Below are 25,767 nucleotides of genomic sequence, written 5' to 3'. Positions count from 1 at the left end.
GCCGTCGGACGCCCCGCGGGGTCGGATCATCTGGCCTGGGGCAGGCCCGCCGAGTGTAGCTCGGCGGCTGCCGCGCTGGTGTGCGGGAAGCCTGTGGCTTGAGTGGCGGGGCTCGGGCTGAGAAACTGTCTAATTCGACCGTTTCTCCCTCTCCCCGCGTCGTGCCCGATGGAACTCGAATTCGTCCGCTGGCTCACCAAGCGGCTGCCGCCGCACCCGCGGCTGCGCATCGGTCCGGGCGACGACGCCGCGCTGCTCGAGCTGGCGGCGGGCGAAGGGGTGGTCGTCACGGCCGACCTGCTGATCGATGGCGTCCACTTCCTCGCGTCTGAGACGGCGCTCGAGCGGATCGGGCACAAGTGCCTCGCCGTGAACCTCAGCGACCTGGCGGCGATGGCCGCCCGGCCATTGGCGGCCGTGGTGAGCCTCGCCCTGCCGCGCGACGGCGTCTCCGGCATAGGCCCGCGTGAAACGGCGGCGCAGCTGATCGAGGGGATGCTGCCGCTGTGTGAACGCCTGGAGGTCTGTATCGCCGGGGGCGACACGAACGTCCACGCCGGCCCGCTCGTTGTGGCTGTTACTGCGCTCGGCGAGTCCACGCCCCACGGCGTGCTCCGACGCGACGGCGCCAAGCCGGGCGACGCGCTGCTGGTGACCGGCTCGCTGGGTGGCAGCCTGCTGGGCAAGCACCTCGACTTCACGCCACGCTGCGAGGAAGCGCTCCGGCTCGCCGATAGCTACACCCTGCACGCCGGCATGGATCTGAGCGACGGCCTGTCGATGGACCTGCCGCGGTTGGCGGCGGCGAGCGGGGTCGGCGCCGTCGTTGAAGCCGCCGCGATCCCCATGAGCGACGACGCCCACGAGGCGGCCGCCCGCTCGGGGCGCACGCCGATCGACCACGCCCTGGGCGACGGCGAGGATTTTGAGCTGCTGCTCGCTGTCGTCGCGGATGAGGCCGAGCGGATGCTTGCTGAGGCGCCGCTCGCGTGTGGGCTGACACGCATCGGCGAGGTGGTCGCCGAGCGTGGTATCTTCTTGCAAGGCGCCGAGGGGAAACGAACGCCCCTCGAAGCCGCGGGTTACGAGCACCGATGACCGAGCCGCCGATGAATGCACAAACAATCGAGATCATGACCGAAGCCGAGACCGACACGCTGGGCCGGCGGCTCGCTCTGGCGTTGCCGCCCGGCGCGGTCGTGTCGCTCGTCGGCACGCTCGGCGCTGGCAAAACGCGTTTGGTGCGAGCGGTGACCTCGGCGCTCGGCCATCGGGGCGAGGTCACCAGCCCCACCTTCGTGCTCGTGAACGAGTACTGCGGCGGCCGGCTGCCGGTCTACCACTTCGACGCCTACCGGCTGAAAGACACCGACGAGTTTCTCGAACTCGGTCCCGAAGAGTACTTCGATGGCGAGGGGATCACGTTCGTCGAGTGGGGCGACCGCGTGGCCGAGTGCCTGCCGCCCGACGCGCTGGAGGTTCGATTCGAGGTGCTTGAGGGAGAGCGACGCCGGGTCACGCTCGGTGGTTTCCGGCTCGACGCCGACCAGCAGCAACAGCAGCAGTAGCGAGAGCCAGGTTCGCCAGGACCGCCGTCGCGGGCTCGGGGACCGTCGCCGCGTTCGCCTCGCCTAGCGACTCTCCGTAGTTCTCGACCCACGTGGCGTAGCCCCCTTCGTCGTAGAACACGCCGAGGCCGTCGCGCCACACGGTAAAGTCGGCCGCGTCGACGCGGCCGTCGTTGTTGTAGTCGCCCGGCAGGGTTTGCAGCAGCGTCTCGGGCACGACGCCGGGGCTGCCGACGTCCATGCCGAGGTTGTCCGCCAAGCCCCCCGGCGCGAGCACCTCGGCGGCTACGTAGCTCGCCGGGGCGGGGGAGTTGGTGTCGCTCGCCCGGGTCCAGCTCGTCGGCAGCGAACGGTCCGCGCCCAGATCGGCGATGGCGATCGAGTCGGCGTCGTTGGGCCTCGGCCAGTCTCCCGTGTTGTCGTAGATCACCCCGCTCGTGGCGTACTGCAACTCACCGCCCGCCTGGCCATCGAGGTAACCCAACGGTGTGCGCCACAGCCCCACCAGGTCGCCGCCGTTCGCCAACTCGGGCCAGTTGCGCACAGGGATGAAGTTGATCTCGGGGCCGTCGTCGGTTTGCCAGGCTGCTCGCATCTGGCCGAGGGTCGCGTCGTCGGTGTTATACAGAACGGCGACCTCGCCCGTTCCGACAACGCCCGCCGTCACGTTCGGGCCTGGGATCGGACCAAAATCGTCGTCGTCGATCCAGTACGGCTCTTCAGAGAAGTCGAGCGGGTCGCCCGGGTTGTAGACCTCGACCCACTCCCATTCGCCGCTCGTTCTCGACGCGGGGTCGTACATCACTTCGGTGATCTGAAGACTGGAGCGTGGCGCCTGGCCGTGGGCTGGGGCCACGCCTGGGCTGCCGCGGTCGGGGCCGTTGATCGGCTCCGACAAGAAGCTGGCCGTGCTCCTCGTTGCGCCGGCGCCGCCCGCCACGCTCAGCGTCCAACTCGCTCCCTCGGCGGGCGAGCCGACGCCGTCGTAGGCGATCGACGCCGCGTTATTGGCGAGCGGCCAGAAGCCGTCGGCTCGGTACGAGACCTCGAACGCCGCCGCGCCGGTCCCCGCAACGCGGTAGTCCGGATCGGCCGGCTCGCCCAGGTCGGCGACGTCCGATCGGTAAGCCGCCTCGTCGGCCCAGAAGCCGATCGACAACCCCGGCGCCGCCGGTTGGTTGGTGAGCGTGGGCCACGACTCGACGCCGATCAGGGCGGCCGCTGCGGGCATCGACGGCCAAGCGTTGCGGAAACGCCCGGCGTCGTAGCCCAGGGCCGGGCCGTCGTAGAGCACCGCCACGCCGCCCGCCGGCACCACGGTCGTGTTGGAGAGGATCTCGTCGTCAACAATCACCGCCGTGCGGATGCCCACCGGCGCCGGGGTCACGCCGATCGGGGCGTCGCCCACGCGGTCGACCAAGTAACCGGCCAGATCGACAGCCGTTGAGCCGGGGTTGTAAACCTCGACCCACTCCCACGTGGCGTCCGCCGAGTGGGGGTCCTGCATGATCTCGGTGACGATCAGCTGCGCCCGCGTCTCGGCGCCGAAAAAAAAGATGAGCAACGCAAACGCGCCGCGGCACGCCGATCTTAGGACGTCGGTCCGCATGACAAGAGCCTCGGCAGAGCGAGCAGAATCCGTCCGAGATCACATCCTTGCCCAACGCTCCGGTAGCGGAGGGCGAGATCAACTCTGCTTGACGCTCGGGGCCGATTCAACAGGGCAAGGACCAGAACCTACCGAATGGGGAGGATACACCCAATTGGCTAACTGCGGCTGCTCTTCACACCCGTTGGAACTCTGCTGCGTACAGCCCACCTGCAGGGGGCTCATCGCTCAGCACTTGCCGCCCCAACCGCCGCCCCAGCCGTGGTGGCCCCACTGCTTCCAGGGGCTCCATTTCTTCTTGTGGTGCTTGTGCTTGCCGTCTTTGCAGTCCTTGTCATGGTCGCCCTTGTCGCAGTCGTCCTCGCACTCGTGGCAGGCGTCGATCGAGCCCTCCCAGAAGATGTCGTCGAGCGGGTCGCCGTCGCTGTCGCCGGCGTAGTCGCTGGTCTCCCAGCCCCACTCGTCGAAGAACTCGTCGATGGCGACACACTCCTCGACGGTGCACTTCTGCGTGCGGATGTTGCAGGCGTCCATCCAGCCGTGGGTGCAGTACGACCACTTGGTGAGGAAACCCTCGTTGTCGTAACGGGTGGAGAGCCCGTCGTACGTGTCGACCGCGAAGCTCGCGTAGCGGTCGATCTCCGAGCCTTGCCAGTCGATGTTCCTGAGCGGCAGGTGGTCGTTGATCACGCTGGCGTCGACGCGGAACGAAAAAGTGCGGTACGAGCCGTTGTTCTCGACGTCGATCTCTTTCAGCCAGCCGTTCGTGTTGTCGTACGATGTCGCCACACGGTCGGGGTCGTACGAGCGGCTGCGGCCGTCGCTGTCTTTGTAGGACGAGGCGTCCCCCTCGCCGTTGTAGGCCAGGACGTTGAGCACGGGTTCGTCGCGCGTGGCGTCGAAGTAGAACATGGCCAGCTCGCCGGCGTCGGCGCCGTAAGCCGCTCCGCCGTTGTTGATCACGATCGTGAAGCCGTCGGCCAAGCGGCCGCGGTACGACTTCATCTGTACCTCGACGAACAGCTCCTCGCTCGCCTCGGCGTACTCTAGCGTTACGCCCTTGATCAGCCCCGCCTTCGCCTTCTGGCACTTGGTGAAGTAATCCTTCACCTTGTAGACCTTGGTCTCGACACAAACCTCGGGCTTCACGCCCGCGTCGATGTCACGGCGGTGCTGGTTCTCGGCGAGCGAGAACACGTCGGTGCGGCCGTTGGAGTTCGCGTCGCTGTCGAGCGTGTCGTTGCTGTTGCCGCCGGCGTCCTTGGTGGTGAACTGCACGAGGTCGGGGACCTCGAACTCCACGATGTAGTCGCCCGCGCTCAGATCAAAGAACAGGTAGAAGCCGGCGTTGCCGGCGCCGTCGTTGGCGGTCACGGTCGTGGCGACCACCTGGCCGCTGTCGTCCAGAAGATTGACCGTGACGCCGTTCACGCCCAGGTCGCCGGTGTCTTGCAGGCCGTTGGAGTTCGCGTCGACAAAGAAGTAGTTGCCCACGCTCGCTTTGACCAACTTGTTCTTGAAGTCGACGCCCTGGTCGACGAACGCGCCGGGAGCGAGCGTCACGGCGATCGACGTGGCGGTGAGCGCCACGTAGCCCTCGGGCACGACTTCCTCGACGATGTAATCGCCCGGCAGCAGGTCGTCGAACACGTACGACCCGTCGGCTCCGGTCGTCGTCGTGGCCACCGTGGCGTCGCCCTCGGCGCCGTCGAGCAAGCCGTTGCCGTTCGCGTCGGCGTAGAGATTGATCACCAGGTCGCTGACGGTTTCGGTCTCGATCGTCTGCACGCCGTCGCAATCGCAGACCGTGACCTCGGCCGTCTTCACGCCCGTCAGGCCGGCCAGCAGGACGGTGTTCGAGAAGTCGTACCCGGTCGTGACGTCTTCACCGGCCGCCAGCGCGAGGGCCTGCACCACGGGCGAGGTGGCGACGTAGCCCTCGGGCACGACCTCTTCGACGAGGTAGTCGCCCGGGTCGAGGTCCTCGAACTCGTAGGCGCCGTCCACGCCGGTCTCGTCCGAGTCGACCAACACGTCGCCGCCGTCGAGCATCCCGTCGCCGTTGGTGTCGGCGTAGAGGTTGATCGTCACGCCCGCGAGCGGCGTGTCGTCGTCCGTGATGCCGTCGCCGGTCAGGTCGTAGTACTTCACCCCCGAGAGGCTGGCGAACTGAGGCGGCGGCGGGATCTCGGGGACGCCTCCGAGGATGCCCTTCGCGTCGCCGCCGAAGTCGGTTGAGAACGCGCCGGTGAAGCTAGAGTTCTCGCTCACCACCGAGACGCCGATGTCGCGGCCCGCGAAGAATCCGGGCGCAAGCAAACCGCCGGTGACCGTGAAGCGGAAGTCGTAGTTGTCGGTGCTGGTCCCCAGGTCTTGCCAGCCGAACTCGCTCACCTCGCCGGTGAGCAGCACGCCGCTGAGGTCGGGGACGAAGTCGCCGTTCGTGTCGAGATCGCCGGTGAGGATGAAGTCGTCGCCGGCCGAGCCGCCGATGAGCGATCCCGCAGCGTCAACCTCGATGTTGATGTCAAGGTCGCCGGTGAAGAAGACGCCGGGCGTGGCGTCGGTCGCCGACTCGAGGAAGATCAGCGGCGTAGCGTTGAGCGAGAACTCGTCCGACACGCTGTCGTAGCCCACCTGGCCGTCGCTGTTGTAGCTCACCAGCGGCTGGTCTAGCAGGGCTTGAATGCCCACCAGTGCGAGCATGCGGCGGTCTTCCAGACTCTCGTGTCTGAGGCTCCGGCCGCGGTTGCAGCAGCCCGCCCGCTTCGCTTTACGGAGCGCCGCCGTGTTGAAAAAATCGAATCGATGGGGGCGTTGCTCAAAACGCGACATAACGAAAGCTCCGGTGCGGGATCGAGAGGTGTGCCGTCAGGAGTTGCGAAGCGTGGAGTGAGTGGGGGGCGCCCAATGCGGCGGCCGATCGTGGCGATTCGTTCAATATTTGAACGAGGCTAGCGTGGTTTTCTAGGCGAGAGAAGCTGGCGCACGCGGGGCGAGCATCGTTTGCTTGCCCTGCGCGCAGCCATCGTCGCGTCGCCCTATTTACGGCAACAGTGTTCGGGCCCGAGTGTGTTGCTGCGTCGCGAACCGTGAGCTCTGAACGGCGCCTCGGAATCAAGCGGTCGCTCGAGCGCCGGCGTACGCCGGGTCGGTCGCGACGCTCGACCCTCAGGCCAGCCGCCGGTACTTCCTGGCGAAGTATCCACAATGAGTGAGCGCAAGTCCGGCGAATACCAACCAGCTGCTGGCCTCGGGAATCGGGGCGCCGAGGATGTCGGCGGATTGCAATGAGAAGCTGAACGAGTTGCTGAAGCTCGGGCTCGACACGCCGACCAGACTGATCTTCACGCCCCCCATGCCGCCGGGATCGCCGAAGTACTCGGCCGCGCTGCCGCCAGTGACCGTGAAGCCGAGCTGCAACTCGTTGGCCGCAACGATAAAGGCTTCAGTAACCGTGGCGCTGAGCAACACACCTGCCGGGAAGCCGGGCAGCGAGCCGGTCGGGCTGAGGGGGCCCATCGTCGAGACAACGAGCGAGCCAGCGGTGGTGACCGTGCCCGAGTTATCGACGATCAATCCGGCGATGTTGAAGACGCCGAGCATGCCGCTGTAGTCGGCGGCGCCACCCATGCCAAATTCGATGGCCTGGACCATGCCTGCCGCAGTCAGGGCGCCCGAAGTGCTGTCGTAACCGCCTGAGACAAATCCAACCGAGATGTCAGACCACCCGCTCTGTTCGATGAACGCGCCGGTACCAAGGCCCTCGATCGACGCCTGCGCCGGCGCCGCCGCGAAGAAGACGGTCGCAGTCAGGAAAGCCAGGAGGAAGCCGGGCGCCCAGCCCCGTATGCGTCGGTGGTGATTCAGTTGGTTGTTAGGCACGGGCTCGCCCCCCCAGGGCAGTCAGCTCGACTCGTGGCGTCAATCAGAAGTTGTTTTATCAGGCAAACGCATGCAGAGGGGCGTCCGCCTCCTGCACGGCGCCCTCTTCAGCTAATGTGCTACCATGTTCCTTTCACGGGCAACCGTAAGTCAAGAATCAAATGCCAAATTTCTGATATTCCTTTGGCAATCCGTTCGGGCCTTCACGCGCAAACGGTCTCTAGCGAGAAGCCTGCCTGCGAATCAGCCGACGAATAGCCCCGGAGTTAAGCATGAATCAGGGGGGCTAGTGCGAATCGCACGGATGCGTAGCGTGTGTGGCGGGGTGATTCGACTTCGATAAGGCGAAAACGACGCTACGGCTAGCGGTAGTGCGTTCTAAGTGCTTTGAGCAGCGGTATTTCCACTCGAAGCAGGTTGGCGACTGAGGGGACCAGCCTCCTGTCCTACTTCTCAAAAGGGAAGTGGAATGGAGCAGCTGGGGATTAGATCGCGCCCCGAACCAGCGCGAAATGCGAGCTGCTAGAGCTGCCGGCGACGCCCCCGTGTGAGCAGCGAAGCGGCCAGCAGAACGAGGGCTAAGCTGGTTGGCTCGGGAATCGCGGCTGCTCCCCCGTCGAGCACGGCGCCGAAATTGGCGACCCACAGGGCGTAGTCGGCTTGGGTGACTTGGCCGTCGCCATCGCCGTCGGCGCCGCTCATTGGAATGAGATCGGTTTGGCCGAGCGAGTCGCGCCATACGGTGAAGTCGGCCGCGTCGACAACGCCGTTGCCGTTGTAGTCGCCCGTGAGGCCCTCGGCGACTGCGAGCACCCCGTCGGTGGCGAGCCGCGAAGCGTCCCACACCAAACCGTGAGCGAGCCCCGGGAGTTCGATCGTGTCGAAGCCGCCGCTCCAGGTGGTGAAATCGAGCAGGTCGATCTCCTCGCCTTCGCCGAGGCCGGGGGCGCCGGGGTCGAGGCTGACCCGCAGCATGCCCCCCGCGGCCAACTCTCCGGTGATCGCCAGAACGTCGTGCGAGGCCGCGTCGAACAGGTCGAGCTCCAGCACGGCGCCGCTCTGGAGGACGAAATCGCCCTCAACGGTCAGCGTTTTCGGCAGCACAACGACGCCGGGGTCGCCGCCCAGCAGCGGGTTCGTCAGGTTCTCGCCATGCAGGTAAACGATGTCATCGACCAACGCGCCGTTGTCGATTGGCGAGCCCCCCGCCAGAGCCAAGAACGAGTCGAGCGCCGAGTCGGCGCCGTTGCGGAAGGCGAGCGGCGTGGCGTTGAGCTTCACCGCGTCGGCTTCGCCGGTCGAGAGGTACACGTCGTACTGGTCCGTCGCTTGGTCGATCACCATCCACACGTTGTGCCACTCGTCGGTGGCTAGCCCCGTGGCGAGCGGGGCGGTGAAGGCGCCGCCGTTGCGGGCGTCGATCAGGAACGTGCCGGTGGCCGAAGGGTCGTCGAGCAGACGGATCTGCGTCTCGTAGTCGCCGAACTGCACGCCGCCGGTGGTCGCCTGATCACCGAGGCCGAGGCTGTGGTCGGGGTCGTCGGTCTTGGAGCGGAAGCGGAAGAAGACCGTCGCCGTGTCGTCCTCTTCAACGGCGCCGCCGTCGCCGAGGCCGCGCGAGGCGCCGCGGAATTCTTGCGACCACCCGTAGGAGAGGGCGTTGTCGCCGCCGACAGACTCGATGTCGGCGAGGCTGGTGTTCTCGTGGGCGGTCCAGGGGGGGCTGGCAACGTCGCGCACGTTGCCCGGGGCGTACGAGTCAAAATCCTCGATCGTGAACCATCCTGGCGCTGATAGCCCGGCGGCGCCGACCCGGATCGTCGAGCCCACGATGGCCGTCAAATCGCCCTCCACGCGGCCGTGCCCCGAGAGCAGCGACCCGTCGGCGGCGACCACACCGCCGGCCACCGGCGAGGCGAGCACCCCGCCGCGCAGCTCGACGGGGTACGAAAGCACTCCGCCCGCGCTGGGGGTCGAGCCGTCGAAGGTGAGCTTGCCGCCGGGGCCGATGACGAACCGGCCGTCGCCGGTCACCCGCGGGCCGTCGTGCAGGAGCAGCTCGCCCTCGGCGACCTCGATGACCCCGTCGTTCGTCAGCCGGATCCGGTCGAACGTCACGCGGTTGATGCCGGTCTTGCGCAACGAAGCGCCGCTGCGCACGTCGGCCCGTTCGCCGGGAGCGAGCCCCCAGTCGACCGAGCCGCTGATCTTGTTGGCGCCCGACAGGGCGTCGATGCGTCGCACGACCCCGGGCGCCGAGCCCCCTCTGGTGAGTTCGCCGCCGGCGAGGTAGGCGATGTTGTCGCCGAGGTCCTGCCCGGCGAGGTCGAAGACCTCGCCGTTCCGGATCGCCCCGACGTAGGGAAGCCCCACGTTCGTGGGCGATAGCGGGTTGCCCTCGATCAGGGTCGAATCGCCGAACCAGTTGTAAAAGGAGTAGCCGCCCACGTAGCTGCGGCTCTCGAGCCGTGGGACCACGTTGTCGAGAAAGATCGCATTGGCGGCGCGCATCTCTTGGTCGCTGTAGTTGCCGCCCCAGTCGTGCATCGCGAACTCGGTGATCCAGACCGGCAGGCCGTAGCTGTTGTGGTAAGAGTCGACGCGGCTGATGAAGCTGTTGGCGGCGCCGATCGGGTCGTTCGGCGTGCTCGCGCCATACCAGTGGAACGCCACGCCGTCGACTTTCAGCCCCTGGGAGTTGGCCTGTCCCATGAAGTCGGCGAGCCACGCCTGCCCTTCGCCGGTGTCCGACACGCCGGGGCTGATCAGTTTGACGCCCGTGCCGGAGAAGCCGCTCGACAGCGTTTGCCAGGACGAGATCGCCTGCGAGACGCTCATGTTCGCCTGGTCGGGGCGTTCCGGCTCGTTGAACCCGAGGACCCACTCCACGCCATCCTGGTTGAGGATGTTGTTGATCGTCGAGGTGTTCGCTTGGAATCCGCCCCAGATCATCGGCACGAATTGGGCGCTGGAGCCCGCTGCGCTGGAGGGCTTGTCGGGGCCCCAGCGGTAGTACCAGCCGGCGTTGAGCGTTTGGAGCTCGTTGCTACCCGGGTTTACGTCGGCGAAGCCGCGCTTCGACGACACGATCTGCGCGGGGCACGCCGCCGTGGCGAACACGAGCAGCGCGGCTAGCACGGCGGTGAGGGGTCGGATGCTCATCTTCAGGTTGTGCGCGGTGGTTGTGGTGTCACGATAAAAAACACGCTTGCCCGGCCGGGGGCGGCCGGGCAAGCGTCGGTTGCTCCTGCCCCGGAGCAACGGATCAGTCGCGGCGACGCCCGGCCGCGATCGCCGCCAAGCCAACGAACCCGATCATCAGCGAAGCGGGTTCGGGGATCACGTCGATCGTCACGTTGTCGACCCGCACGAGGGGCGACGTGTTTTGCCCGGCCATCAGCAGGAAGTTCTCCAGCGGGGCGCCGTAGCCGCGGCGGAACCCGGCGCCGGAGTAGACCGGTGCGTCGTTCAGGTAGACGTCGAACGAGCCGCCGCCCGCGGTGTCGACTGCGAGCTTCACGTTGTGCCACACTCCCGTGGTGATCTGGGCGATGTCGTCGACAAAGCCGCCGCCGTCGCGGACGTCGAGGCCAGCGATCCCCGCGGCGCCCGGGCCGTCAGGCGTCACACGCACGTAGGGGCCGTAGTCGCCGTACCAGTCGACCGCTTCTGAGCTGTCGGTCAGGCCGAAGGCGTGGTCGATCTCAACGTCGTCCTCCACGTAGATGTCAAACGACAGGACCGCCTGCTGCGTGACCGAGGCGCCGAGCGAGCGGTAGCTGTGCGACCAGTCGCTATCGCCCGCGTTAACGATGTATTGATTGCCCGCCGCCGAGGCGATTTGGCTCAGGCCGGCGTACTCGGCGGTCCAGGCGGGGGTGGCGACCACGTCGAGGTCGCCTGCGGTGTAGCTCTCAAAGTCGTCGACGACGAGCGGCGCGGCGAGCGCCGCCGGCGCGATCGCCGTCGCGGCCGCGACGAGCAGCAGCTGGGCAGTGGTGAGTGTGACGTTCATTAGATGCAACTCCTGAAGAGTGGGGGAAAAGAGATCTGCAGATGCCTACGCCGTCCCGTGTTCCTGTCGTTGGTCGTTTATTTAGTCGGCCGGCGGTCGCGGCCTTGCGTGGCCCAAGCGAGCGTCAGCAAGCCGACGAGCCACGCGGTGGCGGGCTCGGGAACCGCCTCGGCCAACGCTGGCAGCGTGTTTCCGAAGTGAGTGACCCAGTAGTCGTAGTCATGCGTGTCGACCACCCCGTCGGGCACCCCCGCCAGGTCGGGCCCCGTGGCGTCGGCGAGCACGCCTGAACCACCGAGCGAGTCGCGCCACACGGTAAAGTCGGCCGCGTCGACGACGCCGTTGTTGTTGTAGTCGCCCGCCAAGAGATACCGGACCACGCCCTCCTGCGACGCGGCGAGGCCCTCTCGCAAGAACTCCAGGCGGAGGTCGAGCGCGCCGGAGGTCGAGAGGATCTTACCGAGGTTGTACGCCTCGCCCGCCTCGAGCGTCGAAACGCCTTCGGGGACCAGTTCGGAGAGCGCGAAGGGCGTGGGGCCCGCTTCGTCCCACTCGGTTTCGCCTTGGTCCTGGAGGCTGGCCCAGTCGCCGTCGGCCGTGAGCAGCGAGCCCGATTCGGAGTGAATCGTGTAGCCTTCCACGTCGACATCGAACTGCGAGGCATTCACGAGCGTCGCCACGCCGGTGGCCGGGTCGACGGTGAGCAGCAGGTTGTTCGTGAGCCCTTCGCCCGTGTACACCACCGCGCCATTGAATTGCGACCCGTTGGGCGAGGTGTACTCGAAAACCAGCTCCTCGGCGTTCTCGCCGAACGCGAGCTGCACGGGCTTGAAGATCGCGCCGAGATCGATGCTTTGACCGCCCGTTAGGGTGAGCGATCCGAGCGGGTTCAGTTCGCTCAACGCGTTGGCGGTCGGCGCCGCCTGGTCCCAGCCCGACTGTCCCTGCTCGGACAAACTATTCCAAGCGCCGTCGCTCGGGTCGAGCGCTCCCAACTGCGATAGCAAGGAGTAGCCGTCGATCTCGACCGGCGTGTCCGAGCCGTTCACCAGGCTCACCGTTCCGGCCCCGCGGTCCACCAAAAGCCGCAAAGCGGCGCTGCCAACGAGCCGGCGGATCGCGCCGTCGGTCTTCGTGAGGATGTAGATCTCCCCCTCGGCGTCGACGCCGTACCGCAGGTCGACACGCCCCGGCAGGATGTCGCCGCGCAGGTTCACGTCGGTCTGCGAACCTTGGTTGTCGGTGACGAAGAGCTGGATCTCCTCGATGTCGGCTGTGGTTGTCGGGTCCGTCAGGTCTATCGTCTTCATCAGGTCGGCGTCGGCGGCGAAGAGCCGGCCGTTGACGATGTCGCCGAACACGAACTTGCCGTACAGCTGAGGGATCGCCGATCCGCGATAGACAAACCCGCCGGCGATGGCGTTGCCGTCGCCGTGGTCGTACTGGGCGACCGGGTAGAGGAACTCCTCGCCGCGGAAATCGACGTCGAGCGCGTCCGGCACGTTGTTGGCGAAGACCCGGTCGGCGTCGCCGTTGCCGCCGTTGGCGATGTCGTTGCCGTTGACGAAGGTCCCCTCTCTCAGAGCCCAGCCGTAATTGCCGCCCGGCACGATCCGCTCGATCTCTTCGATGTTGGCGTGCCCCACGCTCGAGACGTACTGCGTGCCGTCTTCGTCCCAGGCCATGCGGTGACCGTTGCGGAAGCCGAAGGCGAAGATCTCGTCGAACGTCTGGGGGTCGCCGTCGACGAACGGGTTGTCCGAGGGGATGGTGTAATCGCCGAGGCCCGCTTGGCCGCCGGTCACCGAGGGGCTCCGCGGGTCGATGCGGATCATCGTGCCGGCCAGGGTGTCGGTCCGCTGCAGTTGTCCCGGCTGGCCCTCGGTCGGGCTGCCTTGCGGGGCGCCCGCGCCGTTGATGTAGCCCCAGTCGCCGCCCGAGACGTACATCAGCCCGTAGTCGTCGTCGCCCGGCTCGGAGGTCGGGTTGAACTGGATGTCGCCGAACGGGTGGAAGTAGGAGTCGGCGGTCGTGCCGACACGCAGCACCTCGCGCCGCGCGCCGGCCGCCTCGTTCCAGACTCCCGCGTCTGGGTCGGGCAGCTCCCACTCGGTGATCACGGTGTGGTAGTTCACGGGGTGGAATCCCGTGCGCTGATCGACGGTGCTGAAGTGGGGCGTGGCGTTGGCGTTCGACGCCCGCTCGCCGTGGATCGTGTACATCAGCCCGTTCGACTCAAACTCCGGGTGGAATTCGAAGCCGATGAGGCCGGCGGCCAGACCGCCGGTCGTGGTCATCGCAGGGAAGATCGACGACGGTCCGCCGTTGGCGGCGTCGACGTCGACAAACAGCTGCGGCGCGCCCGCCTCGTCCAGCGTGTAGATCTGGCCGCGGAGGTCGTTCACCCAGAGCCGCCCGTCGGGCGATTCGCGGAAGAAGTTGATCCTGGCGGTCGCGTTGGGCGAGTGATCGCCCTTGCCGCCCACGGTGCCCGCTGTGGCGGGCATCTGCGTGAAGTCGTCGAGCTCAACCCGCAAGCCTTGCTTGGTGATCGAACCGGGGATCTGCGCCTGGACGGTCGCGGCGACGATCAGCAAACAGGCAAAAGAGAGTAGCGGGGTGGCGGATCTTCGTTGGTGCGTTATCGGTGCGCTCACATTACATCTCGTTGTTTACTTCACGGTTGTGCCTACTCCTCGTCTCCCCAATCGCGTCCACGGCGCATCGCACCCACGGCCACGCTTCGCTCGATCTTGGGCGTTCTGGCTCCCCAGGCCAGAACGCCGCTTGCCTCCCAATCCACACGAGAGCCTCACCCGTTGCGGCGGCGCCTTGCGATGGCGCCCGCCAATACCGCGCTGAGCGCCACGCTCAACGCGCCCGGCTCGGGGACCGTGGCGAAGCTGAGATCGACGCCGGCGAGCGAGAAGCCCGCTCCCAGGTAAGCCGTTTTCCACTCGCGGAAGTCGAGGAAGTCGACCTTGCCGCTCAGGTCGAGGTCGCCCTCGCTGCGGCCCGAGACGTTCTTCTGGAAGTTGTCGCGGATCGGGCCGTAATCGTCTTCGAGTTCGAGGACGCCGTCGCCGTCGGTGTCGCCCGGCAGCAGCACCACGCCTTCGATCTCGATATCGTCGACTCGCACCGTCTGACCTATGCCGCTGCCGCCCATCAACAAGACGTTGTCGAGCGGGGCGCCGAAGGCGCGACGGAAATCCGCGCTACTGTAGACCAGATTGTCGTCGAGGTAGATGTCGAAACCACCCAGTCCGGCGTCGCCGCCGGCGGTGTTGATGTCGAGCCGGATGTCGTACCACTGACCGATGTTGAGCGTGGCGATGTCATCGACGAAGGCTCCGCCGTCGCGGGTGTCGAGGCTCACCACGCCAGCGCCCGCCGCCGTGTCGTCCGTGATGCGGATGTAGGGGCCGTAGTCGCCGTACCAGTCGATCTCCTCGGAGCTGTCGGTGAGCCCGATCGCCTGGTCGGTCGCCTCGTCCTCGGCGTAGACACGGAACGAGAGCGAGCCGGTGTCGAGGATCGACGCGTTCGAGGCCCGGTAGCTGTGGCGCCAGTCGTCGGTGCCGCCGAAGGCGAGGTATTGGTTGCCCCCCTCCGATCCGACCGTCGAATCGCCGGCGTTCTCGACCGTCCAGGTGGGAGCGCCCACCGTTTGCAGGTCGCCCGTGGCGTAACTCTCGAAGTCTTCGACCACGATCGCTTGGGCGAAGAGCGGCAGACAGAGCGCCGCGGAGAAGGCGACGAACCGGATGGTGTTTAGGTGAGAGAGCATGTTCGTGTTCCTCTGAAAGGGGTCTTTGATCGTGAGGGCTTGGGAGGTGCGGTTGGTCGTGGTGTGGTTCATTTCTCCTCCCTGCGGGGCCGGCCCCGAGGTTGGCGTCGCGACAGACCGCTCGCTCCCAGCGCCAACGCCAAGAGGGTCAAGCCGGTCGGCTCGGGGACCGAGGCGGAATGCGAGAGAGAGGCGGGCAGGAGATTGGTTTCGCCGAAGTGGCTGACCCAGAAGTCGTAGTCGCTCATGTCGACCCCGCCGCCGTTGCCGTTGCCGTTGAGGGCGCTCTCGTCGGGGTCGTTCAGGTGGTCACGCCACACGGTGAAGTCGGCGGCGTCGACCACGCCGTTGCCGTTGTAATCGCCCCACAGGCCGTCGCTGAGTTCCGGCAGATCGCCGAAGATCACCGCCCCGGTCCGAGGCGTGGCCTCGCCGAGCAGGCTGAAGACGAGCTGCAAGTCGCGGGCGCCCGAAGTGTCCCACAGCACGCCGAGGTCGTGGCCTTGGTTCGGAGTGATGGTGGTCGACGCCGCGGGGTTGAGCTCCGAGACCTCGTTGGCGGTCGGCGCCGCCTCGTTCCAGGCGTTCGCCCCGTCGACGTTCTGGTCGTCGAGGCTCTGCCACGAGGTCAGCAGCGACCCGGTGCCCGAGAGGATCGAGTAGCCGTCCAGGGCGATCGGAACCCCGCCGTCGTTGCGGAGCTGGGCCTGGCCGGTTGAGGGGTCGACCGTGAGCCGCAGGTTGTTCGTGTCGCGTTCGCCAACGTACTCCACGATGCCCGAGAGGAGCTCGCCCGTGGGGGTCGAGTACTCAAACCCGATGTCTTCGGGCGAGGCGCCAAACGGCAGGGAAAGGGCGGGAGCGAACACCTCGCCGAGCAGATAGTCTTGCCCCCCCGCGATCGAGAGGCTGCCGAGCGGGTTGAGCTCGTTGAGCGAGTTGGCTGTGGGGTTGGCCTCTTGCCAAGCGTCGGCGCCGCCGACGTTCTGGTCGTCGAGGCCGTTGAAACTCGCGGCGTTGAGGCTCCCTTGGATCGACGCGACCGAGTAGCCATCGAGCGTGACCGGGTCGGTCCCTTGGTTCATGAGAGTGACCTCTTTGGTGCTCCAGTCGACGCGGAGCGTGAGCGACTGGTCGACGCCGAGCCGCAGCACCTGGCCGGAACCTCCCGCCTCGACACTCGCCCGATAAACGCGTCCACCAGAGAGGGCGGGCAAGGCGCTGAAATCGGTATTGGCAAAGCCGCCCGAAATCGTCTCCGCGTCGATCAGGTCCCAGCTGTCGCCAACCGCCGGGACAACGCCGGTCGCCATGGGCCGCAGCACGCCACCCAGAGCGGCGTTGCCCGTCACGCCGATGGCGGAGTGCACGCTTGAAGTGAGGTGCGGTACGAAGACGCTGTTGCCCTCGAGCGAGGCGTTGGTGGCGACCGTGAAGGCGTGGCCCGCGCCGCGAACCTCGAGGACGCCGTCGTTGAACAGCGAGCCTGTCGAGGCGACCGTGGCGCCGCCCGCCCCGGCGGTCCCCACGCGCAGAGCGCCCAAGGCGTTGATGTCGATCGAGGTGGAGCTGAACGACCCGCCGCCGTGAACCTCGAGCAAGGCTTGGCCGGCGAGGCCGATGTTGGCGATGCCGTCCGGCGGGACGAGCGACGCCGCTCCCGGCGTGTCGATCAATTCCAGGTCGCCGCCCGGCTGGATGATCACCGTGCCCGAGTCGCCCGCCGATTGGCCGAGCACCAATCCGGCGGCGCCGATCGCCGAGGTGCTGAGCGTCGCCGTGCCGCCGTTGTTGATGATCGGCACGTCTTCGAAGAAGGAGTCGGGTTCGGCCTGGGCGTCCCAATTGCCCCCGGAGGTCCAGGAGCCGACGCCGCCGGTCCAGAACACGTCGAAGGCTTGGGCGTTTGTGGCGACGAGCAGTGCGGTCGTGGTGATCAGAAGCCGGAGGCGACTTGCGCTGAAAGCCTGGGGTTTAGGCATGGAAAGCTCCGAGCGAGATGTGTTCAGACAAGGTGTGTCAGTCGATCTGGTGCTCAGCGGAACCGCTGGGCGAAGCTGCGGCGTCCGCTCCGCATCAAAAAAACGGATGCGTTGGGCGCTGGATGACTTGGAAAAGTGCTTGAGAGGAGTTCTGGGTAGCGGCCGGGGCGTCGTGATGGGGCGTGATTCATACGCCAGCATTGCGGAACCTATCGGCGGTGCTTCTCCGGCAGTATTGTCCGGTGAGGCCGTGGGGGTGTCATAAAAAAAGCAGGACGCTCGGGATTTCTTAGAGCTGATCGATCGAGGCGACGTTGCCATCGGTGCGGTTTCCTAGGTCGCGGTGGATTTGCCAGTCGATGTCGAAGCTCACGGCGTGGACGCTGCCATCGCAGAGGGCTGCGAGCCAGACTCCCGGGTGGGCGGAGCCGAAACGGCCGTGGTTTTCGGCGGCTGTGTTGGTGTCGGAAACCGGTGTCGCCTCGACGATCTCTCCCCCAACCAGGCGGCCCGTCTTGCGGAAGTTGTCGTTGTTAAAGCCTGTGCACCAGGTCTCGTTGTCGCCCCGGTCGGCGCCGTTGGAGTAGTTGGCCACGGGCAGGGCCTTCTCGCCGATCAGATAGGTGTGCGAGGTCCCGTCGGTGATTTTTCGCAGGCTTATTTCGCTGCGTCCGAAGGAGATGCCCGAATAGAGCGGGCTGCCGTTGGGCCCTTCTCGCTTAAGCTCCTGGTCTACCTGGGCATTGTAGGTATTGATATCAGCGCTTGCGTAGGTTGCCGGCCCCGCTTGGAAAGCGGACCCATCGGGGAACTCGTTGTAAGCGTGCCCCGAGTTCATGGCGTAGTCCATCCGCGAGGTATCGAGCGGCGTTCTCGCGTTGCGGAGCGTGCCGGCGCCGTCGTTGCGAGGGTAGAGAATCGGCTGGCGTCGGGTGGGGCAATTCGTGATCGACACGATCGACTGAACCACTTCGGTGGCGAATTCGAGCTGCGTACGGTCGGGCCGTCTCCCCGTGGCGTCGTGGATTGCGCCGTTGCCGCTGAGGTCGTAGAGTTGCTGCTCCTCAACGAAAGGAAGCGTGCTGAAGACCCAGCCGCCGGGCTGATCTTCGCCGAATCCGAAGTCGGGGTCGCCCACGTAGCCCCAGCCCCAGCCGCCCGACTGGAAAAAGCCCTGCACGTCGTGATGGTTGAGCGACCCCAATGCTAGTTGCTTCAGCTGGCTCTTGCACTGGTTGCGACGCGCCGCTTCACGGGCGGCCTGCACTGCGGGCAGCAGCAACGCCACTAAAATGCCGATGATCGCGATCACGACGAGCAATTCAACCAGCGTGAAGCCGCAATTGATTCGCCGGGGCTCGGGCGACGGCGTGCGGGGGTCATGCTTAGGTCTCATCGAGACTCCTTGACCTTCTTGGATGGAGAAGAGTTTGGCTTGAGAAGAGGCTAAGCCCAGCGGGTGCACGGGGGATGGCCTCTCGGCCACGCCGCCTGCTCCGTGGGTAGTGGTAGTTCAGTGAAAAGAGGGTCGCCGACATGCGTGTGCGACCCAACGACGCGGCGGGCGATAGCGGTATGCTATTTTCCGCCGCTAGCCAAATCTGACGGATCGGCGTCAGCAAGGCCTTCGCTAGGGGTGTCCGGCCGGGCGGCGAGCGTGTTGAGGATTCCGTCAAAAAGCGCTAAAAAGAGTGCCGCTCTTCTTTCGCCTCTTTTCTAGGTCACACTCGGGACACCCGCGCGCTCCCACCGGGAACGCCAATAATCCAACAAAGCGCGACACCATGCAGCCCCTCTCGGACACTAAGAGCAAGAGGCCGAACGCCGCTCGCGCCGGAATCGCAGACGACGCGACGCGCGGCGTTCGGCCCTTCAACGAATCCAGTAGCGGTCAGGCCTCGTCCAATCCGGGCCCGCCCCGCAGAGTTACATCGGCCGGCATGCACGATCCCCCCAGCAACAACCCCGGTGGCGACGGCCCCGACGAATCGTCGGGCGCCGGCTTGCCGGGCATGTCGGAGCTCGACCGTTTTATTGACTTGCTGACCCGCAACCAGTCGGGCTTGCGGGCCTACATATTCGCGGCGCTCGGCAACCACAACGACGCCGCCGACGTGATGCAGCGGACCAACTTGGTGCTGTGGAAGAACGCGGCGAGCTTCCGGCCCGACGCCGAGTTCATGCCGTGGGCCGTGACGATCGCCAAATACGAGATCCTTTCGTTTTATCGAGACCGTAGTCGCGACAAGCTGGTATTTTCGAGCGAGGTCGCCAGCCTGTTGATGCAGTCCGCTCAAGACGAGGTCGCCGACCCGGGCGAACGGCAAGACGCTTTGCGGACGTGCCTAAAAACACTGCCCAAGAAGAGTCGCCAAATGATCCAGATGCGTTACGAAGAGGGCGGCACGCTTTTGCAGATCGCGGAGAACCTGGGCCGGACGGAGAACGCCATAAAATGCGCTTTCCTACGGGTCCGCCGTGCGCTAGAGAATTGTGTCGAGCGTCAGTTAAAGGCCTGATCGCAAAAATGAAAGGGCCGGTCGTGCTGGAGGCGTGTCGCGATTGGCTCGCGCCTCACCGCGGAGTCGGAACGGATCGTCCGAGCCGATGCCATCGCTGAGAAACCTTAAGTCTTGGGCCCCGGAACAGAGCCCCCGACCATGAACCAAGAAACCCACCCACAGGCAGACGCCCCCGCCGAAGACGATCTGGAGGAAGTGCTCCTCCGGTCGATCGACGGCTCGGTGACCGCCGAGCAAAAGGAGTGGCTCGACTCGGTGTTGCGCCACAATCCGGAGATCCGTGCGCGGGCAAGCCGCTTTCTTGTCGACGAGTCGCTGCTCGCCGAGGAGACGCGTAGCGAGCGACGCGCCTTGGAGCTCACCCACTTGCTGACGCCGCCGCCCGCCGCCGAGCCGGCTCGCCCCGCTCGGGGTGGCCTGCTGCGGTTTATCGACACCCATGGCTTGTTGATGACCGCCATCGCCGCGGTGCTGATGGCGGCTCTCCTGACTCAGAACTTGGTAACGCTCTCGAAGATCAAGCGCCTCCACTCTCTGGCCATCGTTGATCCGGAGCAAGACGATCCGGCCGGCGCCGTGGCCGACGAGAGCGACGAGCGCAGCTGGTCCGCCACGGAAGACTCGCAGTTGGTCGCCCGCGTGACCGGCGTTCGCGACGCCGTGTGGGAATCGGACGAAAGCGAACTGGCGTTTGGCGACGCGATCAGCAAGGGCGACACGGTCCAACTGGCCAGTGGCGTGCTCGAGTTGCTGCTGACGACCGGGGCCAAAGTGACGGTCGAGGGACCTGCCAGCTTCGAGGCGAGCTCTTCGATCGAGACCACGCTATCACGCGGCAAGATCGCGGCCGCGGTGCCGCGCTCCGCACGCGGCTACACGATCCTGACTCCCACGTCCGAGGTGGTCGACATCGGCACCCAGTTCGGCGTGTCGGTCGAAGACTCGGGCGATTCGGAGGTCCACGTGTTCGATGGCGACGTGGTCGCCCGCTCACGCCAGGCGGACGCCTCGACCGAGCTGATCCACGCCAAACGCGACGAGGCGATGCGGTTCGACTCGGAGAGCGACGTGCCGGTGAGGTTCGCCGCCCGCAACAACGACTTCGTGCGCAGCTTCGATCGGGTGCTGTCGAGCGCGGAGCTCCCGCCGCTACCGGTGCACCGCAAGCTGGAGCTTTGGCTCGCCTCGGACACGCTCACCGAAGCGAAGGAAGGCGACGCGGTCGCCACGTGGCGCGACCTGCAGGTGGGCGACAACGATTTCTCCGATGACGCCTGGCAGTTCGACGAACGGCGTTGCCCGCGGCTGGTGATCGACGAGCGGGGCCGCCGCGCGTTGCGGTTCGACGGCTGGTCGACCTACATGGCGACCACGCCGATGGAGACCGGCGCGCGGCAGACCGTGGTCGTGGCGTACTCGCCGGGCCCCACGAGCTTCGCTAACGACTACCACGGCGGGATCTTGCTGAAGTACCCCGGGGCGCCCTCGATGGAGCTGGCGCTGTTTGCGGACCGCTCCGTGAGGGGCTGGGTTTGGCCCGGCCAGGGGAGCGCTTCGAACGTCGGCGTGATCCGCTCGGCTCCGGTCGAACACGCGGGCGTGGCGGTGGCGGCTTACGCCTACGACTCCACCGACGATCACGCCGAGCTGTGGGCCAATGGCGAGAGTCAGGGAACGGCGTCGGCGCCGATCGCCCTGATCAGCACCGGCCGCCGGTACCTTGGCAGTCACCCGCACCCGCACATCGAAGCAGGCTTCTTCGGCAATCTGTACGAGGTACTCGTCTACAATACGCGGCTCGAACCCGCGGAGATGGACGAGCTGAACCACTATTTCCAGCAGCGTTACGCCGAGACGGCGGCGCCCTGAAACTACTTGCCTAAGGACACTATCACGCCGACTTGCAAACCGCTCGCGGAGTGCTGCTATAATGCGTCTCGTCGCCGCGGCGACGATTCTTCTCTTTTTTACTCATCTCGAACACCGCCGTGGTCATGCATCCCACGACATGGCGAAACCAACGCGCCCCGCGCCAAGCTCCCGGGTTCACCCTGGTCGAGCTGATGGTGACTATCGCAATCGTCGGGATGCTTGTCTCGGTCGTGTCGCCCGCCGTCCAGGCGGCGCGCGAGAGCGCCCGTCGACTCGAGTGCAAGAACAACCTCAAACAGCTCTCGCTGGCTTGTGTGGGCCATCACGATGTGCACGGCCATTTCCCCAGCGGCGGATGGGGGTGGTACTGGATCGGCGACGCCGACCGCGGCTTCAGCAAGGACCAGCCAGGCGGATGGATCTTCAATCTGCTTCCGTACTTCGAGGAGTACGCCATCTACGACCAAGCGAGCGACGGCGACCCCTACAAGCTGACTCGCAAGCAGCGGGGCGGGGCGGCCAAGATCGTGAGCACGCCTTTGTCGGTCATCAACTGCCCATCGCGCCGGCCAAACATCGCCTATCCGCTGAACGCCAACGAGGGGGGCGACTGGGGGTTTTTCAACTCGGTCACCCCGGTCGTGGCGGGACGCAGCGACTACGCCATCAACTCCGGCCACGTTTACAACGAGTGGCCCAACCGCGATTTCGGCCGCGGGCCTTCGAGCTACCAAGAGGCCGATCGATGGACGGCCAGCCACTACTGGGGCGGCGAGCAAGACCTCGCCAACCGCAACTTGCCGGACGGCATCGCGATGTCGGGCGTCTCCTTCGAGCGCAGCGTGGTTCCCATGCGGCGGATCACCGATGGCCTGTCGAACACGTACCTGATAGGCGAGCGACACATCCCTCAAACCGATTACATGAACGGCTACGACTACGGCGACAACGAGACCTGGTGCACCGGTTTCAACAACGACAATTACCGTAAAACGGGCCGCCTCGAAGGGGGCCAGATTGTTGAGCTCGCTCCCGTGCCCGACAACGCTACCGATCGGGCCGAGCACTGGGGCAGGTTTGGCTCCGCCCACCAGCAAGGCTGGAACGTGGCCTACTGCGATGGGAGCGTCCGCGAGGTCAGCTACGAGATCGATTGGCGAGTCCACCGCGATCGCGGCAACCGGCAAGATGGCGCCACGACCCTCTCCCGATGAGCGGGGGCTCCACCCCTCAGCGCCAGCCTCTTAAGAACAACCTTCCTGCAGGGGATGCGCCTCCAAGCGAATCCTTGCTAATTAACTGGGCTTTCGGAGCCGAAAGCGAACCTCACTACCCCCCATGATTATGACCTCACCGATGATCACGCCGCTCGGCCATACTCTCCTTGCGCTCGGCGGTTGCTTGCTGGCCGCGAGCTTCGCTACTGCGGTGGAATGGGAAGACCAATCGGTCTTTCGTGTGAACAAAGAGGAGCCGCACGCCACCAAGATGCCATGGCCCGACGCCGAGTCGGCTCGGTCTGAGCCGCGGATGGCGAGCCCCTATTGCCGGCTGCTCAACGGCGAGTGGAAGTTCCATTGGTCGCGTCGGCCCGAGGAGAGGCCCGCCGATTTCTACACGGCCGACTTCGACGATTCGGCCTGGGGCGAGATCCCCGTGCCGTCGAACGTTGAACTCGAGGGCCACGGCGTGCCGATCTACGCGAACTCGGAGTACCCGTTCAAACGCGACGCCCCGCGCGTTATGGGCGAGCCCCGCAGGGATTGGACCTCCTACGAAGACCGCAACCCGGTCTCCAGTTACCGCAAGACGTTCACTCTGCCCAACGACTGGGCGGGGCGACGCACAAGGGTCGTCTTTAATGGCGTCGACTCGGCGTTCTATTTGTGGTGCAACGGCCAGAAGGTCGGTTACTCGCAAGACAGCCGAACGCCGGCCGAGTTCGATCTGACGCCGTACCTGCAGGAGGGCGAGAACCTGCTCGCCGTGGAGGTCTACCGCTTCAGCGACGGCAGCTATCTGGAGTGCCAGGACTTCTGGCGTCTCAGCGGGATCTTCCGCGACGTTTACCTGTGGAGCTCGGCGACGCTCGACCTGCGTGACTTCGAGCTCAGCGCCTCGCTCGACGACGCCTACGAGAAGGGCGTCCTGTCGGTCCAAACCTGGACCAAGAACCACAGCGACACGGCCAGCGGCTACAGCGTCGAGGCGCGGCTGCTGGACGGCGACCAAGAGCTCGCCCGGCTCGGCCTGATGGGCGAGGCGGCCGCCGGCGGCGAAGACGTTGCGACCGCTTCGGCCGATTCACTCGACATCGAGCCGTGGTCGGCCGAGAAGCCCCGACTATACGACCTGGTGCTTGAACTGAAGAACAGCGAGGGCGAAACGACCGCCGTCTACTCACGCAAGGTCGGGTTCCGCACCAGCGAGATCAAGGAGGGACAGTTGCTGGTCAACGGCGAGCCGGTGCTCATCAAGGGCGTCAATCGCCACGACCACCATCACGTGACGGGCCACTACGTCTCCGAAGAGGCGATGCGTGAGGGCCTCGACCAAATGAAGCGGCTCAACGTGAACGCGATCCGCACGAGCCACTACCCGAACGACCCGCGGTTCCTCGAGCTGTGCGACGAGTACGGTTTTTACGTCGTGAGCGAGGCGAACATCGAGACGCACGGCTACGGCCGCAGCCGCAACCCGTTGCCCAAAGACATGAGCTGGTACGAGGCGCACCTCGACCGGGTGCGCAACAACGTTGAGCTGCACAAGAACCACGCCTGCGCGGTGATTTGGTCGATGGGCAACGAGGCGGGCGACGGCCCGGTGTTCGCCAAGATCCTCGAATGGCTGCACGACCGCGACCCGTCGCGCCCCGTGCAGTACGAGAACGCCCACGTGTCGGAGCACCGCCCGCAAACGGCGGTCGATATCTTTGCGCCCATGTACTTCAAGGTTGGCCGGGTCCAGGGCTACATCGACGCCGAGATGCAGAAGGCGCCCGAGCAGCGGCGGCCGCTCATCCAATGCGAGTACAGCCACGCGATGGGCAACTCGTGCGGCGGGCTCAAAGAGTACTGGGACTTGGTCCGCCGCCTGCCGCTCTACCAAGGGGGCTTTGTCTGGGACTGGCGCGACCAAGGCCTGCTGCGGCACAAGACGCCCGAGGGGGGCGGCGAGCCGATCCCCTACTTCGCCTACGGCGGCGACTTTGGCGACAAGCCCAACAGCAACAACTTCTGCATGAACGGCGTCGTGGGCGCCGACCTTACGCCCAATCCCCACGCCTGGGAGGTGTTCCATCAGTACCGGCACTTCCTTGTTGAGCCGGTCGACGTGGCCGCCGCCTCGTCGGTGCGGGTGCGGGTGACCAACGAGCAGTTCTTTACCAACGCCGAGGGGACCCCCTACCGCTGGGTCGTCACGGCCGACGGTGAGACGGTCGCCAGCGGCGAGGACGCCCTCCCCGCGCTCGAGCCGCAGGGGTCGGCCGAGCTGACCATCGCCACCGGAGTTTCGCCCAATGCCGACAAGGAGCACGTCTTAACCATCGAGTTCCTGCAAGGGGCCGAGCGCTCCTGGGGCGCCGCCGATCGCGTGGTCGCCCGCGAGCAGGTGATGCTCCCTTGGGGCGAGCGGCGAATGGATTCCTACGCGGCAGAGGGCGCGGTCGAACTCGACGAGCGAGACGGCGTTACCGCTCGGGGCGACGGGTTCGCGGTTACGTTCGCTCCGGCGAGTGGTCAGATGACGTCGTACCGCCTCGCCGGCAAGGAGTTGCTCGAGGGGCCGCTGCGGCTCTGCTTCTGGCGGGCCCCGACCGACAACGACCGCGGAAACCGCATGCCGGGTCGGCAAGGCGTTTGGCGCACGGCGGGCGACCACGCCGAGGTCGAATCCGAATCGGTGAGCGTCGAGAACGGCGTGGCGCGACTGCAGTACAAGCTCCGCGTGCCCGCGGGCGACACGACCGCCCGCCTCGTTTACACGGTTCATGGCGACGGCGCCGTCGAGGTCGCCGTGCGCGTTTCGCCCCGTGGTGAGCGGCTGGCCCATCTGCCGCGGGTTGGCGTGCAGCTGCAGCTCGACAAGTCGCTCGGCGAGTGGACCTGGTACGGACGCGGCCCGCACGAGAATTATCTCGACCGCAACAGCGGCGCTTGGCTCGGCGTGCACTCGGGCCGTGTCGACGACCTGTGGACCCGCTACAGCGAGACGCAGGAGAACAGCAACCGCACCGGCGTGCGGTGGGCGTCGTTCACGGGCGAGGGTGGCGGCGCGCGGTTCGAATCGACCGACGGCCAGCCGCTCGGCGTCGCCGCCTACCCGTTGGCCCTCGACGACCTCGAAGGCGAGCACCGCGGCGTCGATCTCGTCGAGCGTGACTTCATCACGGTGCACGTTGATCACAAGCAGCAAGGCGTTGCGGGCGAGGACTCGTGGGGCGCGCGGCCTCTGCGGCCTTACCGCCTGCCCGCCCGACAGGCTTACGAGTACCGCTTCCGCATCGTCCCCACCGAGTAGGCC

The 25,767-nt window shown here is 66.2% G+C and carries 15 protein-coding genes; 6 read left to right on the top strand and 9 right to left on the bottom strand.

Annotated features, from left to right (window positions below):
• The first annotated feature begins 168 nt into the window (after positions 1-168).
• Both Mal64_RS04425 and tsaE read left to right on the top strand, forming a co-directional pair.
• The gene (locus Mal64_RS04425) at positions 169-1,098 is read left to right on the top strand and encodes a thiamine-phosphate kinase (RefSeq protein WP_146397439.1); all 930 of its coding nucleotides are present in this window, start codon (positions 169-171) and stop codon (positions 1,096-1,098) included.
• An 11-nt stretch (positions 1,099-1,109) separates the two neighbouring features.
• Positions 1,110-1,568, top strand: a complete 459-nt coding sequence (tsaE, locus tag Mal64_RS04420; protein ID WP_197525444.1) for a tRNA (adenosine(37)-N6)-threonylcarbamoyltransferase complex ATPase subunit type 1 TsaE — start codon at positions 1,110-1,112, stop codon at positions 1,566-1,568.
• Here the strand turns inward: tsaE and Mal64_RS04415 are convergent.
• The 9 genes from Mal64_RS04415 to Mal64_RS04375 all read right to left on the bottom strand — a co-directional run bounded on the left by Mal64_RS04415 (position 1,516) and on the right by Mal64_RS04375 (position 18,245).
• A complete protein-coding gene (locus tag Mal64_RS04415; protein ID WP_146397435.1) occupies positions 1,516-3,177 on the bottom strand; it encodes a lamin tail domain-containing protein in 1,662 nt (553 codons plus the stop codon). The two genes, tsaE and Mal64_RS04415, sit on opposite strands and share 53 nt — an antisense overlap.
• 228 nt (positions 3,178-3,405) lie before the next feature.
• On the bottom strand, positions 3,406-6,012 hold the full coding sequence (locus Mal64_RS04410) for an SdrD B-like domain-containing protein (RefSeq protein WP_146397432.1): 2,607 nt from the start codon (positions 6,010-6,012) through the stop codon (positions 3,406-3,408).
• A 336-nt stretch (positions 6,013-6,348) separates the two neighbouring features.
• Entirely contained in the window at positions 6,349-7,062 is a 714-nt protein-coding gene (locus Mal64_RS04405; RefSeq protein WP_146397430.1) for a hypothetical protein, read from the bottom strand.
• A gap of 522 nt (positions 7,063-7,584) precedes the next feature.
• A complete protein-coding gene (locus tag Mal64_RS04400) occupies positions 7,585-10,224 on the bottom strand; it encodes a glycosyl hydrolase (RefSeq protein ID WP_146397428.1) in 2,640 nt (879 codons plus the stop codon).
• Between the two features lie 103 nt (positions 10,225-10,327).
• Entirely contained in the window at positions 10,328-11,077 is a 750-nt protein-coding gene (locus Mal64_RS04395; protein WP_146397426.1) for a PEP-CTERM sorting domain-containing protein, read from the bottom strand.
• 77 nt (positions 11,078-11,154) lie between these two features.
• On the bottom strand, positions 11,155-13,734 hold the full coding sequence (locus Mal64_RS04390; RefSeq protein ID WP_146397424.1) for a PQQ-dependent sugar dehydrogenase: 2,580 nt from the start codon (positions 13,732-13,734) through the stop codon (positions 11,155-11,157).
• Between the two features lie 155 nt (positions 13,735-13,889).
• Positions 13,890-14,939 (bottom strand): hypothetical protein, encoded by a 1,050-nt coding sequence (locus Mal64_RS04385; protein WP_197525443.1) that lies wholly within the window; start codon positions 14,937-14,939, stop codon positions 13,890-13,892.
• A complete protein-coding gene (locus Mal64_RS04380) occupies positions 14,936-16,849 on the bottom strand; it encodes a PEP-CTERM sorting domain-containing protein (RefSeq protein WP_197525442.1) in 1,914 nt (637 codons plus the stop codon). Before Mal64_RS04380 ends, Mal64_RS04385 begins: the two co-directional genes overlap by 4 nt.
• A gap of 289 nt (positions 16,850-17,138) precedes the next feature.
• Positions 17,139-18,245: a DUF1559 family PulG-like putative transporter gene (locus Mal64_RS04375; RefSeq protein ID WP_146397417.1), complete on the bottom strand. Its 1,107-nt coding sequence runs from the start codon at positions 18,243-18,245 to the stop codon at positions 17,139-17,141.
• Positions 18,246-18,789: 544 nt separating this feature from the next.
• Between Mal64_RS04375 and Mal64_RS04370 the strand changes: the two genes are divergently transcribed.
• The 4 genes from Mal64_RS04370 (at position 18,790) to Mal64_RS04355 (ending at position 25,764) form a co-directional block, all read left to right on the top strand.
• Positions 18,790-19,368: a sigma-70 family RNA polymerase sigma factor gene (locus Mal64_RS04370; RefSeq protein ID WP_197525441.1), complete on the top strand. Its 579-nt coding sequence runs from the start codon at positions 18,790-18,792 to the stop codon at positions 19,366-19,368.
• 141 nt (positions 19,369-19,509) lie between these two features.
• Entirely contained in the window at positions 19,510-21,240 is a 1,731-nt protein-coding gene (locus tag Mal64_RS04365) for a FecR domain-containing protein (protein WP_146397413.1), read from the top strand.
• Between the two features lie 125 nt (positions 21,241-21,365).
• On the top strand, positions 21,366-22,457 hold the full coding sequence (locus Mal64_RS04360) for a DUF1559 domain-containing protein (RefSeq protein ID WP_231993622.1): 1,092 nt from the start codon (positions 21,366-21,368) through the stop codon (positions 22,455-22,457).
• Positions 22,458-22,581: 124 nt separating this feature from the next.
• Positions 22,582-25,764, top strand: coding sequence for a glycoside hydrolase family 2 TIM barrel-domain containing protein (locus Mal64_RS04355; protein WP_146397409.1), 3,183 nt, complete (start codon positions 22,582-22,584; stop codon positions 25,762-25,764).
• Positions 25,765-25,767 lie beyond the last annotated feature (3 nt).

Origin of the sequence: Pseudobythopirellula maris (assembly GCF_007859945.1) — a bacterium.
GTDB lineage: Bacteria > Planctomycetota > Planctomycetia > Pirellulales > Lacipirellulaceae > Pseudobythopirellula > Pseudobythopirellula maris.
Note: the sequence above shows the minus strand (reverse complement) of the source record. Positions and strands in the feature narration are given on the sequence as shown.